This window comes from Acinetobacter sp. FL, assembly GCF_040744925.1.
Taxonomy (GTDB): Bacteria; Pseudomonadota; Gammaproteobacteria; order Pseudomonadales; family Moraxellaceae; genus Acinetobacter; species Acinetobacter radioresistens.
The window spans coordinates 2,743,506-2,757,468 of sequence record NZ_CP160437.1 but is presented as its reverse complement, the minus strand read 5'-3'; the positions used below and the strand labels follow the sequence as shown (position 1 = coordinate 2,757,468).

Annotated in this window: 14 protein-coding genes; 5 read left to right on the top strand and 9 right to left on the bottom strand. The window is 43.3% G+C overall.

All coding sequences use genetic code 11. The features are described 5' to 3' along the window. Positions 1–64: 64 nt before the first annotated feature. Positions 65–1,372 carry an SRPBCC family protein gene (locus ABZP31_RS12895; protein WP_248133717.1) on the bottom strand — a complete coding sequence of 436 codons (1,308 nt, stop codon included), beginning with the start codon at positions 1,370–1,372 and terminating at the stop codon, positions 65–67. 155 nt (positions 1,373–1,527) lie between these two features. Here ABZP31_RS12895 and ABZP31_RS12890 point away from each other — a divergent pair, with 155 nt between their 5' ends. Next, complete coding sequence (locus ABZP31_RS12890; RefSeq protein WP_034682819.1) at positions 1,528–2,025, top strand: YcxB family protein; 498 nt, start codon at positions 1,528–1,530, stop codon at positions 2,023–2,025. A 37-nt stretch (positions 2,026–2,062) separates the two neighbouring features. Continuing rightward, complete coding sequence (locus ABZP31_RS12885; RefSeq protein WP_248133716.1) at positions 2,063–2,701, top strand: fumarylacetoacetate hydrolase family protein; 639 nt, start codon at positions 2,063–2,065, stop codon at positions 2,699–2,701. Between the two features lie 71 nt (positions 2,702–2,772). Here the strand turns inward: ABZP31_RS12885 and ABZP31_RS12880 are convergent, their stop codons facing one another. Further along, positions 2,773–4,017, bottom strand: coding sequence for a YhjD/YihY/BrkB family envelope integrity protein (locus tag ABZP31_RS12880; RefSeq protein WP_005024473.1), 1,245 nt, complete (start codon positions 4,015–4,017; stop codon positions 2,773–2,775). A 112-nt stretch (positions 4,018–4,129) separates the two neighbouring features. Between ABZP31_RS12880 and wrbA the strand changes: the two genes are divergently transcribed. Further along, positions 4,130–4,723 (top strand): NAD(P)H:quinone oxidoreductase, encoded by a 594-nt coding sequence (gene wrbA, locus ABZP31_RS12875; RefSeq protein WP_005018403.1) that lies wholly within the window; start codon positions 4,130–4,132, stop codon positions 4,721–4,723. Between the two features lie 38 nt (positions 4,724–4,761). Here wrbA and ABZP31_RS12870 read toward each other — a convergent pair whose 3' ends face one another. From ABZP31_RS12870 to ABZP31_RS12860, 3 genes are all read right to left on the bottom strand, one after another. After that, positions 4,762–5,337 carry a xanthine phosphoribosyltransferase gene (locus tag ABZP31_RS12870; protein WP_005407147.1) on the bottom strand — a complete coding sequence of 192 codons (576 nt, stop codon included), beginning with the start codon at positions 5,335–5,337 and terminating at the stop codon, positions 4,762–4,764. A 92-nt stretch (positions 5,338–5,429) separates the two neighbouring features. After that, positions 5,430–6,143 carry a DUF3108 domain-containing protein gene (locus ABZP31_RS12865; RefSeq protein ID WP_248133715.1) on the bottom strand — a complete coding sequence of 238 codons (714 nt, stop codon included), beginning with the start codon at positions 6,141–6,143 and terminating at the stop codon, positions 5,430–5,432. A gap of 167 nt (positions 6,144–6,310) precedes the next feature. Then, positions 6,311–6,991, bottom strand: coding sequence for a hypothetical protein (locus ABZP31_RS12860; RefSeq protein WP_005024481.1), 681 nt, complete (start codon positions 6,989–6,991; stop codon positions 6,311–6,313). A 243-nt stretch (positions 6,992–7,234) separates the two neighbouring features. Between ABZP31_RS12860 and ABZP31_RS12855 the strand changes: the two genes are divergently transcribed. Beyond that, positions 7,235–8,116 (top strand): energy transducer TonB, encoded by an 882-nt coding sequence (locus tag ABZP31_RS12855; protein WP_010699894.1) that lies wholly within the window; start codon positions 7,235–7,237, stop codon positions 8,114–8,116. Between the two features lie 15 nt (positions 8,117–8,131). Here the strand turns inward: ABZP31_RS12855 and ABZP31_RS12850 are convergent, their stop codons facing one another. From ABZP31_RS12850 to miaB, 4 genes are all read right to left on the bottom strand, one after another. Further along, positions 8,132–8,512: a hypothetical protein gene (locus tag ABZP31_RS12850; protein WP_227548706.1), complete on the bottom strand. Its 381-nt coding sequence runs from the start codon at positions 8,510–8,512 to the stop codon at positions 8,132–8,134. Between the two features lie 91 nt (positions 8,513–8,603). Then, positions 8,604–9,083: an rRNA maturation RNase YbeY gene (ybeY, locus tag ABZP31_RS12845; protein ID WP_005018409.1), complete on the bottom strand. Its 480-nt coding sequence runs from the start codon at positions 9,081–9,083 to the stop codon at positions 8,604–8,606. 8 nt (positions 9,084–9,091) lie between these two features. Further along, entirely contained in the window at positions 9,092–10,189 is a 1,098-nt protein-coding gene (locus ABZP31_RS12840) for a PhoH family protein (RefSeq protein WP_005018410.1), read from the bottom strand. A gap of 38 nt (positions 10,190–10,227) precedes the next feature. Then, on the bottom strand, positions 10,228–11,685 hold the full coding sequence (gene miaB / locus ABZP31_RS12835; RefSeq protein WP_005018411.1) for a tRNA (N6-isopentenyl adenosine(37)-C2)-methylthiotransferase MiaB: 1,458 nt from the start codon (positions 11,683–11,685) through the stop codon (positions 10,228–10,230). A gap of 270 nt (positions 11,686–11,955) precedes the next feature. Between miaB and ABZP31_RS12830 the strand changes: the two genes are divergently transcribed. Continuing rightward, positions 11,956–13,941 carry a lytic transglycosylase domain-containing protein gene (locus ABZP31_RS12830; protein ID WP_005024490.1) on the top strand — a complete coding sequence of 662 codons (1,986 nt, stop codon included), beginning with the start codon at positions 11,956–11,958 and terminating at the stop codon, positions 13,939–13,941. Positions 13,942–13,963 lie beyond the last annotated feature (22 nt).

Below are 13,963 nucleotides of genomic sequence, written 5' to 3'. Positions count from 1 at the left end.
TAGAAAAAACCGCACATTTGTTGCGGTTTTTTTGTATCTAAAATAACGATAAAATATTTAATAATTATTTCACTCGCTGTTTAATTTTTAAAGCTAATATCGTATTTCCACCTATGGCAGGTAACATATCATGATAGGGCAAACTGCGCATGGTCCGCAGCAGGAAAGGCGCCTGGTCATGAATTTTTACCGCACTGGTAAGCTTTAATACAGTACCCTGACCATATGCATCAAGCTGCATACCGCCTTGTATATACTTTAAGTCCCCACCCACCGCATGAAAAACATTTTGTAGTGAATTCGGGTAGTCAAAGCGCAGTTTAAAATCGAAAGGAATACTGATTACACCTAAACCAACAGAAACCTGATAATCAGCATCAAGTTGTTGTGGATTAAGCTGCTTGCTCTGTACATTTTTAATCTGACGTGGAAAGAGCGATTTAAAGCTAGGTGGCTGTAGCCAAGGTTTAAGTTGCTCCGGGTTCTGTGCAAGATACTGATAGCTGGTACTAAAACGCATAGCTTCTGTACCCTGCTGATAGGGCACTTGATAGCCCGAAAGAATAAAAGATACAGGTTCTTGAGACTGCTGGCTTAACTTGACAATTTTCTGACGCTGAGCAGTACTGAGCTGGAACTCTGGTAATGTGCCTGCTTTCAGGTTTTGGGTTGTTGATATTTTATAGCGACGTTGCAAGGCTTCTAGTAAAAAGGCATTGGTAGCACCTGGAATACCAAGTTTGGCTTCTGGAATGGCATTCAGGATCTTACTGAATAAAAAACCTTTAGGCTGGTTAAGATCGCCCCATTGGGTAATCGTAACTAAAGTTCTCTGGTTGCCTATATCAAACCATTCAATTTTTCCCGCACCGTAAGGGACAGGAGCATCAATTACTAAGGTGGCAATACTATTATTGCTGTATTGATGCTGCATTAATACCTGTTCTTTGAAATTGAGTACCGGAATAGGCGTGGGAATATGAATCTGATATTTGACCTGAGTAATATTGCCTTGTTGAGCTTGGATCTTCGCAGATTTAAGCGTGGGAAATAAACCGGCATAATTACGATAGTGAGTCAGCAGTTTGGCAATATTCTGGCTAGAGGTTGGAACAATTACTGCACCACTATAATATTTTCCTTGTATTTTCTGCTGGGCTTGAAATGTAGGCAGTTGAATATTTTGTTTAGGGTGAGCATAAATAAAAATACGGTCGCCTGTGAGGCCTGCAAGCGTCTGGATGTTACCTTGAAATGGTGAAAGACTGCTGGGTATCTGTTCGGTCCAGGTTATAATTTGGGCTGATACTACAGTACTGGCAGATAGCCAAAACCATACAATGAGATAAAAATATCTGTTGCTATAGAACATGCCAATCCTGTTTATCTATTTTTTATGCGACAAAGTGAAAGAATATTAAGGAAAAAGGGTAGTTATCTACTATAACTTCGGACACTAAAAAGATGAGGAAATAACGTATTCTGGTGTAAAATTTAAAACAATTTGAAAGTTTTGATGATGTGCTTATGTCTGAAGTTCAGCCTGCTGTATCTGTGCGCTATAGCCTAAATCTGGAAGAATCCCAAGATGGGTTCTCTTTGGCGACATTTGGCAAAAAACAGCTGACTCGTTTTATCACGCCTCTTGTCAGCATCGCTATTGTGATATGGGGTATTTATTTAGGACCTACTGGCGTTGGCCGTTATTATGTGGCACTTGGCGTATTCTTCCTGATATTACAACTCATCATGCGTTACTGGTTTTTACCGATGATGTTCAAACGTCAGTTTATCAAGTATCAGTTTGGTAAAAGTGAGCAGGGGATTGAGCTGTTTCAGGACTATATTGAACTCTATGCAAATGGTCGCAAGCAGACTTTCCAGTATGCAGAAGTACAGCACTTTGCTATAGGCAAGCTTACTTATATGCTTGAGTTCAAGAACCGGACTGTCATTATTGTACCGAAACGGGCTTTTCTAAATGCCCAGCAACAGGCTGTATTTGAAAATACATTCAAGAAATAAATTTTATTGAACTGAAATAGAAAAGGAAGGGAAAAGCATGGCTACGCGTCCATCAAAAATTGTCTGTGTAGGCCGCAGTTATGCGGATCATGCCAAAGAGTTGGGGAACGCCGTACCTGACCGTCCGGTACTATTTATCAAGCCGCCAAGCAGCTTGGTTGGACTTGAACAGGGAATTAGCTGGAATCCGGCATGGGGCGACTGTCACCATGAATGTGAGCTCAGTTTACGTATAGACCAGCCATTACATAATGAAACTGATCCGCAAGAAGCTTTGAAAGCTGTTGGAGCAGTAACTCTAGGTTTGGACCTCACCTTACGAGAGTTACAAACCGAACTTAAAGGCAAGGGCCAGCCTTGGGAGCGGGCCAAAGCTTTTGATGGTTCCTGTATCTTGGCAGACTGGGTAAGTCTGGAAGAAATAAAAGACTGGAAAAATATTCATTATAGCTTACAGGTAAATGAGGCATTACGTCAGGAAGGTGACACTTCATTACTGATTTTTGATATTGGTTATCTGCTTGCAGATATCAGTCAGGTATTTACACTTGAATCGGGTGATGTCGTCATGACCGGTACACCGGCTGGTGTGGCTGCATTAAAATCTGGAGACCGTCTAATCATGACGTTAAAAGGTGTTTCCCAAGATTTTACATGGAATACATTTGTTCAGTAAATAGATGGTTTTAAGTGTTAAAAAAGGCCATTTCATATGGCCTTTTTTAAGAAGACAGGTAATTTTAAATTTTATTTTCTCTCAAAAATCGTTGAAAGAGGAACAGAAAGTTTGGCAGAAAGATAGTCATCACTTTCAATGAGTACGGGACCAAGTTTTTGCATCCATTCATCATCTGGATGAATATTGCCTACATCATTACGTCGTGGCAGTGGATACGGAAGTGCTTTATAGAAGCTCCAGAAGTCAACCTGACTTAGATTACGTACCAGTACATAATCATTATTTTCTGTACGCTTGACCAGATTCTGCTCTTCCAGCATAGCCACATAAGCCGGCCAGCGGCCTATTTCCCCACGGCCCAAGATATTCATAGCTTCTTTTTCAGTAACCGTTTCCCCCAGTTTCTGTTTTCGATAAAACAGATCCAGAACATCCAGCAGCATCAACACCGGATGACGTGTCTGGCCATAGCGAGAATGAAACGCAGTAATCGCAAAACTGACCTCAACCCCTAAAAGTACAATATTCCAAGACAGGTAAATCCATAACAGGAAAATAGGAATTGCGGCAAAGGCACCATAGACAATTTCATAACTGGTGAAATTGGACATAATGGTGCCAAACAAGTTCTTGAGCATTTCAAAAACAATTGCACTGAATACGCCGGCCAGTGCAGCAGCAATCACAGGTACATTGCGGTTGGGTATAGTCCAGTAAATAATAAAGAAACCAGCAATCGTCAAGGCAATCGAAAGCAACGACAGGAGAAACGCGCCATCCATTTCATAGCCGGCAAAGTTATTGCTTAAAATACTTAAAGAAGCCAGCGCAGATGAGATGACAAAAGCACTGCCAAGCACAATGGGCCCTAAAGAGATAATTGTCCAATAACGCATGAAACCGACAATACCTCCGCGTGTTTCTTTAACACGCCAGATCCGGTTAAACGCGGTTTCAATGGTACTTAACATCATGATGGTTGTAACAAAGAGGAACAGCACCCCGATGACAGTCAGATTGCTAGACTTCTCGGTAAAAGCATTGAGCATTTTGTCAAATGCAATCGTGCTTTTAGGCAGAAAATTGCTATAAATAAGCTGCTGTAACTGCTGACGCGCTGGTTCCAAGGCCTGAATAGAGGAAATAATGACCAGAAATACGGTCAGCATGGGCACAATCGCAAAGAGCGTAGTGTAGGTTAAAGAACCTGCCAGCTCTCGACAACGGTCTGCTTCAAAACGGCGAATGACAAACAGGATAAACTTGAACCAAGTTTTGTCATAGAACGGAAGCTTCTTCAAAAAATTCAACATAAAAATAAAATCTCGATTTTTTTCATGATCTTTATGTAATTCGTTGTTCCAGCTTAGCAAAAACTTAAAGAAATACCGTATAGTTTTCTTTTTAGCTAAACTCTAAAAGTGTATGCAAGCTTATATTCTTGTTCTTTATTACAGTAAATATGGTTCTACCCGGGATATGGCGCATTTAATTGCAAATGGTATCGAAGCCACTGGTATGAATGTAAAGATCCGTACGGTCCCACAATTAGCGACGGTAGTCACAGAAGCTGCACCGAGTATTCCTGCAGAAGGTGATATCTATTGTACGCTAGATGAGCTGGCTAATTGTAGCGGTCTGGCTCTTGGTTCACCTACCCGCTTTGGTAATATGGCCAGTGAAATGAAATATTTCTGGGACCAAACGACCAGTTTATGGCTGAGCGGAGCATTACATAACAAACCTGCCTGTGTATTTAGCTCGAGTGGTTCTATGCATGGTGGGCAGGAAAGCACTTTACTGAGCATGCTGCCTCCACTTTTCCATCATGGTATGATGATTATAGGGCTTAGTAATGACCATCCGGCGCTCTCAAATACTAAATCTGGGGGCACGCCTTATGGTGCCACACATGTGAGTGGACCACGCCATGACCAAGGGCTGACTCAGGAAGAAAAAGATTTGTGCTTCGCCCAAGGTAAAAGGCTTGGAGAGATTGCTCTTAAACTGCAGCCATAAAAAAGAGCGCTAATGCGCTCTTTTATTGTCAAAGAAGCTTATTCCTGAACAAAAACTACTTTGCCATCTGCCAGTGACTGTACACGGGCTAGTGACTCGACACGATATCCTTTTTCAAGTAAGACATCGCGGCCAGGCTGAAAAGACTTTTCAATTACAATCCCGACCCCAACAACTTCGGCATTGGCTTGATGAATCAGGTCAATCAGACCTAAAGCCGCTTGGCCATTCGCCAGAAAGTCATCAATGACCAGTGCGCGGTCACTTGAGTTCAGATGCTTGTTTGAAATCGCAATTGTACTTTCAGTCTGCTTAGTAAATGAAAAAACTTTAGAACGGTATAAGTCATCTTTTAAAGTCAATGACTGATATTTACGGGCAAAAATTACAGGAACACCCAGTTCTAGACCTGCCATGACTGCAGGAGCAATACCAGATGCTTCAATCGTGATAATTTTGGTGATGCCTGCATCTTTAAAGCGGGCAGCAAACTCTTTACCAATCTGCTGCATCAATACAGGATCAATTTGGTGATTTAAGAACGCGTCCACTTTTAAGACTTGATCAGATAGAACGATACCTTCACTTAAGATTTTCTGTTCTAGTGCATGCACGGGAGAATTCCTCTAGGGGCGGATGCTTTTTCAAGCAAAAGCGTATTTTAAAAAGCATCCGCAAAAATGCAAGCTGAAATTGATCAAATTACTTAATTTGTTGGTCCTTTATAACCTGTTAATAACAGGCCATAGGACGTTTTACCATCTTGATGGGTAACTTTAACCGGTAAGTAATCCAGTTTTGGGGCCAGCCAGAAAACTGTATTTCGCTCGGCCTTGTCATGTTGCATTCGTACTTTAATGGTGCTGAATGTACCATAAGAGGTTTTCACCTGTTCAGTACCTTGCCTAATAAACTTGCGGTTTTCCACTTCTTTGGCATCAGCAATTGGATAGGTTGACTTTAAACCTGAGCCTTTTAAATCTTCCCGAATCTGTAATTCGGCATTTAGCTCATCGAGTACCCCAGATTGCCAGGCAAAAGAACGGGACTTATCATCTTTTTGCGTTTTGATAAGTTTGGTGCCCGGATTAAACTGGATGCTCATTTTGTCATTATGTACTAAAATTTTGCTCGTCCGGTTAAAGCTGTCAGAGATAATCTTGTTATTGTTAAAGCTAAAACGGCTGGTTTCGGTGGCTGATGCAATAGCGCCCGCCTTTGCGGCAAAGGTGTACACCCACTGGTTACCGTTCTTACTTAAAGTCCGGGTCGCTGTACCCATATTCTTATCATTATAAGAAAATTGATAACTGGCTTGAAAGGGACTCATGGCGAGAGCATGACTTGAAAAACCGGAAAATAACAGCGCCGTGGTCATACCAGTCGCTAAGGTCAGGGTTTTAAACAGGGTAGTTGCCATAAGTGTGGGGATCCTTTTACAGAAACAGGTTGCATCAAAGAAACATAACTTATTTTTCATCTAGTATTATGCTCTTCAATAATGAAGAAGTAATAGAAATAGGCTACTTAACTGTATCAGTATGTAGGTTTTTCACAGTTCAGCTTAAATATAAGATATTTTAAAGTCTATTTTTGTTGAAGTGGCGTCACATGGGTAGCTTCAATATCATCTTCTATTTTCTGCATTTGGGCATCGCGCATAGACTTATGCAGAATAGCCCGCATATTAACATTCCCAACCAGAACCAGTTCTGCTTCACGTAACAGCCCCTGATTTACATTGATTTTATCCAGTGTTTCCAGAACCGAACGGCTTTTGCCCAACCACTGATTCAAATCCAGATATAACAGGTCATCTTTAACTTGCACAATATTAAAACGCTCCAAGATAGAACCTAAAGGGTCTTTTCTTAAAATTTTCTGGTAAAAGAAGAGAGCGGCATTAAATCCGATTTTTATAAATACATTTTTAAATTTGGCCTCAATCACCTGCGTGTCACTGATCTGCTCAAAAATCAGAAGCTGGGTGTTTTTATTGAGTTCCATCTGTAGCAGTTTTAAGTCAACAGACAGGGTGGTATATAAACCCTTTACTTCCAAAGTGGCGTACAGTCTGAGCCAGTCATCATGCACATCAGCATGCAAATCCTGCAAAAGTTTAACATTATTGGTGACATAACGTTCAAAAGTGGCATTCAAAAAAACTTGAGACAAGGCAAACTCACGCTCTTCTTCAATAAATCCCTCTGCTTTTTGATATACTTGACGTATACGTTTAGAAATATTGGAAATTAGCGTTCTAGGCATAAAAATGATTCCAGATGGAGAGTTCTTTTTCGTTCAGTTGCAATCTTGACGGGACGTAAGAAAATTTCAAGCTTGAATCCTGCAGTTAGCTGAATTTAATCGCGTCATTTTTAATGTTGAGTATGAAGATTGGTGACTGGGGTGACAAGTCCATAAGTTTAATAATAACTTTGTATTGTTGTTATTTTCTACTTCTTTCTAAACCGACTTCAAACCAAAAGAGTCTGGCTGGTAAAAAGTCATATGTTGAAAAAAATAATTTTACCTGGTGGGATAGGTCTGGCTTGGTGGCAGGATCCGATTTTTATGGGTGCTCTGTTGCTGGCTGTCATTTTACATTCGGCGATTTTAACTCTGCATTTTGCAATGCCAGATCCAGAGGCTGCTGCCAGTAAGGAAATCGCTGTCAGCATTCGTCCGAGTTCTGAGCAGGTCAAAGATGCCGACTATCTGGCACAGGCAGACCAGCAGGGTTCAGGCCGCTTTCGAGAGGCTCACCGTATCTCAAGCCAGCTACCGGCCAGTTCACAACAACAGAGTGCGGGTGAGCAGCAGCAGGAGACTTTACAGCAGATGCACCAACAGCCTCAAATACAGTTTGAAGACAAAGTCCTGATGACAATCATGAGCTGGCGCAAAGAAGCGGAGCAAAACCAGCGTAAAAAGGCTTTAGAAGAATTACAGAGCCAGTTTCAGGCTAAGGCAGCAACGGCTGCCAGTCTGGAAGCCCAGTATTTACAGCGTCAGCAGGATTTCAGCCGTCAGCAGCGTATCAAAACGGTGGATGGAATACAGGCCAAGCAGGATGCAGCAGCTGCCTATCTGGACAAGTTCCGTGAAAAAGTTGAACTCTATGGTAACCGCTATTATCCGCAGCAGGCTAAGGCTGAGCGCCTAACAGGAGAAGTGCAGCTTATGGTCATCCTGAATGCTCAAGGCGGGATACGTGCAATCCGGTTATTGGAAAGTTCAGGACATACCATTCTAGATGAGGCAGCTAAGGCTTCTGTACGTAAAGGTGCGCCATTTGGGCGATTTGATGCAGGTATGAAAGATATTTCTGAACTACGCATTGTACGGACGTGGCGATTCGACCCGGCCGAGGCTGAATTCGAAGTAAAATAAATTAAAGGTTTCGTATTAAGGATTAGAGTTCAGTTTCGGCCGGTAATAAGTTCCCTGCTCACGGCCATCTGCCCAGACAGCTTTGAGTTTTTCATCAGCAAGATAAAGAGAACTTGGAAAAATCTGAAGCTGTTTTAAGAATTTGGCTTCAGGTTTGAGACCGATACACTCTCCGGTTTTCCACCAGATACCTTCTGCATATTGGTCCAGGCTACCGACTGCCAGCATCCATTTAAAATGACCATTTTCTTCCAGTAGCAATTCAGAGCCAACTTCCATGACGCCGCTGAGATAATAATGTCCACTCCATGTTTTATCTTTAGACTGAAACTCAGACTGCGGACAGCTGCTCTGCACAGTAACAGGTTGTTCTGCAAAAACTACAGGCATAAACATTGTACTGGTCAACAGGGCAGTAATTTGCATGAGTAGTTTCATAGTTATTATTCCTGCCAAGTTTGTAATTATTAAAATAGCTTACTTTAATTTATTCTTCCTGATAAGGATTATTCAGGCCAAGCTTGGCCAGAATTTCAATTTCCAGTGCTTCCATTTCATCGGCATCTTCATCACTGATTTCGTGGTCATAACCTAACAAATGTAATGTGCCATGGACCAGCATATGTGTGAAATGCTCTACGGGTACTTTCTGCTGCTCGGCAGCTTCTTGTAATACGACCGGAATACAAATCACCAGATCACCCAAAGGCCGGGCTGCCAGCATGGGTAAAATTTCTTCCGGAATTTCACTCGGGAAAGATAAGACATTGGTAGGTTTGTCTTTCCGGCGGTATTCCAGATTCAGCTGTTGACTTTGATCAAGGTCAACACAGGCAATTCCAATTTCGCAGTCCTGTTTAACGTCAAGATGACGAAGAGTGGTTTCAATCACTTTTTTAAGATAAGCACGTTTGAGCACCAGTTCAGGCGCTACAAACGTTTGTTGCAAAGAGAGACTAAGTTTCAAAATAAACCTTAAATGTTGTCTGGTGTTTCTGATTGATGCTGTGCATCTGCAGCAGTATCATTTTCATTTACAAGTGCTTCTTGACGTGCCTTGCGCTCAGCACGTGCTTCAGCACTCAGCCGGGACTGTTCACTGTCCCAGCCTTCATATGCTTCTACAATTTTTTGTACCAACTGGTGGCGTACTACATCACGTGAATGAAAGCGGGTAATATGAATTTCCTTAATCGGTTCCAGTACCCGCAAAGCATGGGCTAGTCCTGATTGCTGTCCACGTGGTAAATCTACCTGAGTAATGTCTCCGGTAATTACTGCACGCGAACCAAAACCCAGACGGGTCAGGAACATTTTCATCTGTTCTGGCGTGGTGTTCTGTGCTTCATCCAGAATGACAAAAGAATGGTTCAGGGTTCGACCACGCATATAAGCAAGTGGGGCAACCTCAATGACCTGCCGTTCGATGAGTTTGGCAACCTTCTCGAAACCGAGCATTTCATACAGTGCATCATAAAGAGGGCGAAGGTAAGGATCAATTTTCTGGCTTAAATCACCCGGCAGGAAGCCCAGCTTCTCACCTGCTTCTACCGCCGGACGGACCAAAAGAATTCTCTGGATTTCATTACGTTCCAGCATATCGACTGCAGCAGCAACCGCCAGATAGGTCTTACCTGTACCAGCAGGACCGATACCAAAAGAGATATCACTTTGCAAAATGCGCTGCACATAACGTTTCTGGTTGGCACCGCGTGGATTGATCCGGCCTTTTCGGGTCTGTAACCAGACACTGTCGAGGCCGGTATGTTCCTGCTCGGTATCATCCATCAGCTCGCGCTCGGTCTGACTGCCTTGAATCATCATATGCAGTACATCGGCACTGATCTGCTGCGAAACCTCGGCTTCTTCATGCAGTCGCTGTAACAGGCTTTCTGCCCGTTCAACTGCATCGATTTCACCATCTACAAAGAAGCTATCACCACGATGGGTAACTTTGACATCCAGACGCTGTTCAATCTGTTTCATATGTCCGTTATAAGCACCTAACATGCTCTTAAGGCGTTCCATAGAAATGCCAGGGAAACTTACTGTACGTCGAATCGCTGCAGTCAAGAGAAATCCTTTAAGTAATTTTTGTCGTTCCCCTTACATTACGCCACGTCAGGCTCAAGATTCAAGAGTTCTCCGTAAACTAAATTTAAAGTTTTAATTTCGGTAATTTCAATCTCGGCAAAACGTCCCACCCAGGCCGGGTCTCCGATAAAGGTAACCAGACGGGTATTATCGGCCGTACCGACTAGCAGGTTCGGATCCCTTTCTGAAATATTTTCAATCAGAACACGTTGAATCGTTCCTTGCATGGCATTTGTTTTTGCAATACTGGATTGCTTGATCCATTGCTGAACACGTGCTAAACGCTCTTTTTTCACTTCTTCCGGTGTGTCATCTGCCAGCTCTGAGGCTGGTGTACCAGGACGTTTGGAATAAATAAAGCTATAAGAGTGGTCAAAGTCCATTTCCTGAATAAACTGATAAGTTTCTTCAAAATTCTGATCAGTCTCGCCTGGAAATCCAATAATAAAATCACTTGATAAGTGCATATCGGGACGGACTTTGCGAAGCTTGGCTATTTTTTCAATATAAACATCAATAGTATGGTTACGCTTCATTGCCTGAAGTACGTCATTTGAACCACTTTGTACCGGCAAATGTAGGTGTGAGACCATTTGTGGCAAGTCGCGGTAACACTGAATCAGATCATCATTAAATTCTAACGGGTGTGAAGTGGTATAACGAACCCGACCAATACCCGGAATTTCGGCCACCAGACGCAGCAGGTCAGCAAAGGTACAGATAGTGCCTTCGAAAGTCTCTCCACGATAGCCATTTACGTTCTGGCCAAGCAGATTGATTTCGCGAACGCCTTTTTCTGCCAGACCAGCAATCTCGGCCAGTACATCATCCAGCGGACGTGAAACTTCTTCACCACGGGTATAAGGAACTACACAAAACGAACAGTATTTTGAACAGCCTTCCATGATTGAAACAAAAGCTTTATAGCCTTCTACGCGTGGTTCGGGCAAAAAGTCAAATTTTTCAATATCCGGAAAGGAAATATCAACCAGCTTGATCTTCTCTTTCTTTGGCTTCTCAAGCTGGTCTATATGCTGGTCCAGCATTTGCGGTAAACGGTGCAGGGTTTGCGGGCCAAATACCATATCGACATAAGGCGCACGCTTTTGAATATTATCGCCTTCTTGGGAGGCCACACAGCCACCCACACCAATCACCAAGTCAGGATTCTGGTCTTTCAGCTTACGCCAGCGGCCCAGCTCACTAAACACTTTTTCCTGTGCTTTTTCACGGATTGAACATGTGTTCATCAGCAGGATATCGGCATCAGCCGGATTGCTGGTCAGGATATAGCCATGTGAGTCGCCTAAAAGGTCTGCCATACGGTGACTGTCATACTCATTCATCTGACACCCTTGCGTTTCAATATACAGTTTTTTAACTGGCATATTATCGGCAGGGGTGTGCTGTGGCTGGGTAACAGTGTTTTCTGAGGCAGCTTTGGCACCATTTGGAATGAAGGTTTGAACCGTCATGTAGGCTCCTAAAGGATAATGATCAGATAACCGGCCTGAATATACATAAATCGACCGGTAAAGGGATTTTTAAGGTCGCACATTTTAACAGTATTTTTAACGAAAGCCCTAAAAATAAATTCAGTTCAGTTTACGTTGATTTTACAGACAAAATTACTTTTGAATTAATGAGAGGTGAATCATGAGTTTACATAACACAACAGTAGTCATCATAAAGAATAATTAAACTATCGGTCCGGAACTGGGTTTTGCAGCTGGAAAAGGGCGGGTATGCATCTCAAGAAAAATAATTCATTAAGTAAATATGGATTAAAAAACAAAAGTTTTCAGCGCCTCTTGCTTGGAAGCTTGATGAGTGTATTCGGTATACATTGTAGCCAAGCTGCTGACGAGCAGTTTAATGATGCCTTAAGGGCTGCCAATGCGGGTAATGTTGCGCTGTTAGATCAGTATCAGGCTGCTATGCAAAATGATGTACTTGGCTATTATCCGGAATACTGGAAATTAAATACCAATCTGGGTTTTCAGTCGCCTTCAGCAATTATTAGCTTTGCCCAGCGGTATCCACAGGCTGCCATGACCGAAAAACTTGCCGCTGACTATGTAGAAGAAAAAGTAAAACAGGCTGATTATGCCAATGCCCAGCCAGTTTTGGCTTATGTGACCAATCCTGACCGTGCAGAAAGCTGTGCGGTTGCCCAGGTGCGGGCTAAGACTGGCGACCCTCTGGTCTTCGCCGAGTATAAGGATATATGGTTTACTACTGAATCGCAGCCTGATTCCTGTACCGGTTTGGGGCGTATGATGCTGGCCAGCCCATTAATGACTGCTCAAGATCGCCAGCAGCGTTTATGGGGACAACTACGGGCAGGACAGTCGGGTCATGCGCTGGCAACTGCACAAACTATTGGGCTACCTTTATCATTGCCCCAGCTGAACCAGATTCAGGCTAATCCGCTTAATTATTTATGGTCTGCACCCAAAGCGACTCCAACCGATCATGCTTATCTGATTTTTGCCTTGGGACGCTTGGCCAATAACGAACTGGAAACAGCGTTATCTTCGGTAAAACGCGCGGCTGAGGGTACGCCTGCCGATGTACAACGCTATTTGTATCGCACAGTGGGTTATATTGGCGGTACTACTGTCATGAAGAATAATTTTAATCGGGAAGTCCTGAATGCTTTAGATACCAGCTATGGTTATCCATTTACCCCTGAAGAAGCAGAAATCTATGCGCGACAGGCGATTCGCTTTGGAGCGTGGGAGAGTGTAATCCGTGCTATTGATAGTATGACAGTCACCCAGAAACAGGAAGACCGCTGGCAATACTGGCTGGCCCGTAGCGTGGAAAAACGGAATGACAGTGGTTCACGCCAGACAGCACGAGCTATCTATAGTAAATTGGCCCAGGCAGGCGATGATTATCATAATCTGTTAGCAAAGGATCAGTTGGGCCAAAAATACAGCAGTGTGCCGGGTAATCAGCAACCTTCTAGCCAAGACATGCAGCGGCTGAACCAGAATATCCATTTTAACCGCGCGTTTACCTTGCGCCGTATTAATGCACCAGATAGCTATATTAACCGTGAGTGGAACTGGGCAGTACGTCAGGCATACCTGAAGCAGGATGATGGTTTATTACTCGCTGCGGCGAAACGTGCTCATGATATGGGATGGTATGATCGAGCAATCTATGCCGCAGAACGTACAGTGAGACAGCATAATTACAGTTACCGTTATGCTACTCCACATCAGGGTACAGTGGTGAGTCATAGCCGCAATGTGGGAGTAGATCCTGCTTGGGCTTATGGACTTATGCGTCAGGAAAGCCGTTTTGTATCTTCTGCACGTTCACATGTTGGAGCTGGCGGATTGATGCAGATCATGCCGGATACAGCACGACTGGTCGCCCGGCAAATGGGCGAGAGTTATAACCCGGCTGCCCTGACTGATATGAATACCAATATCCGCTACGGTACTTATTATCTGTCCATGATACAAAATCAGCTCAGTAATAACCCTGTATTGGCAACGGCTGGCTATAATGCCGGTCCGAACAGGGCTAAGCGCTGGCAGCCTGAATTTCAGAGTCTGACTGCTGATCAATATACGGAAGCCATTCCGTTACTTGAAACCCGTGACTACGTTAAAAATGTCATGGCAAATGCAACTCATTATGGGGTGCTATTGGGGCAAGGACCACAATCTATTCAGAACCGGATGAAAGTAATACCGGTCAGGAATACACCATAAGGGTCCGGTGAATTAATGTGTT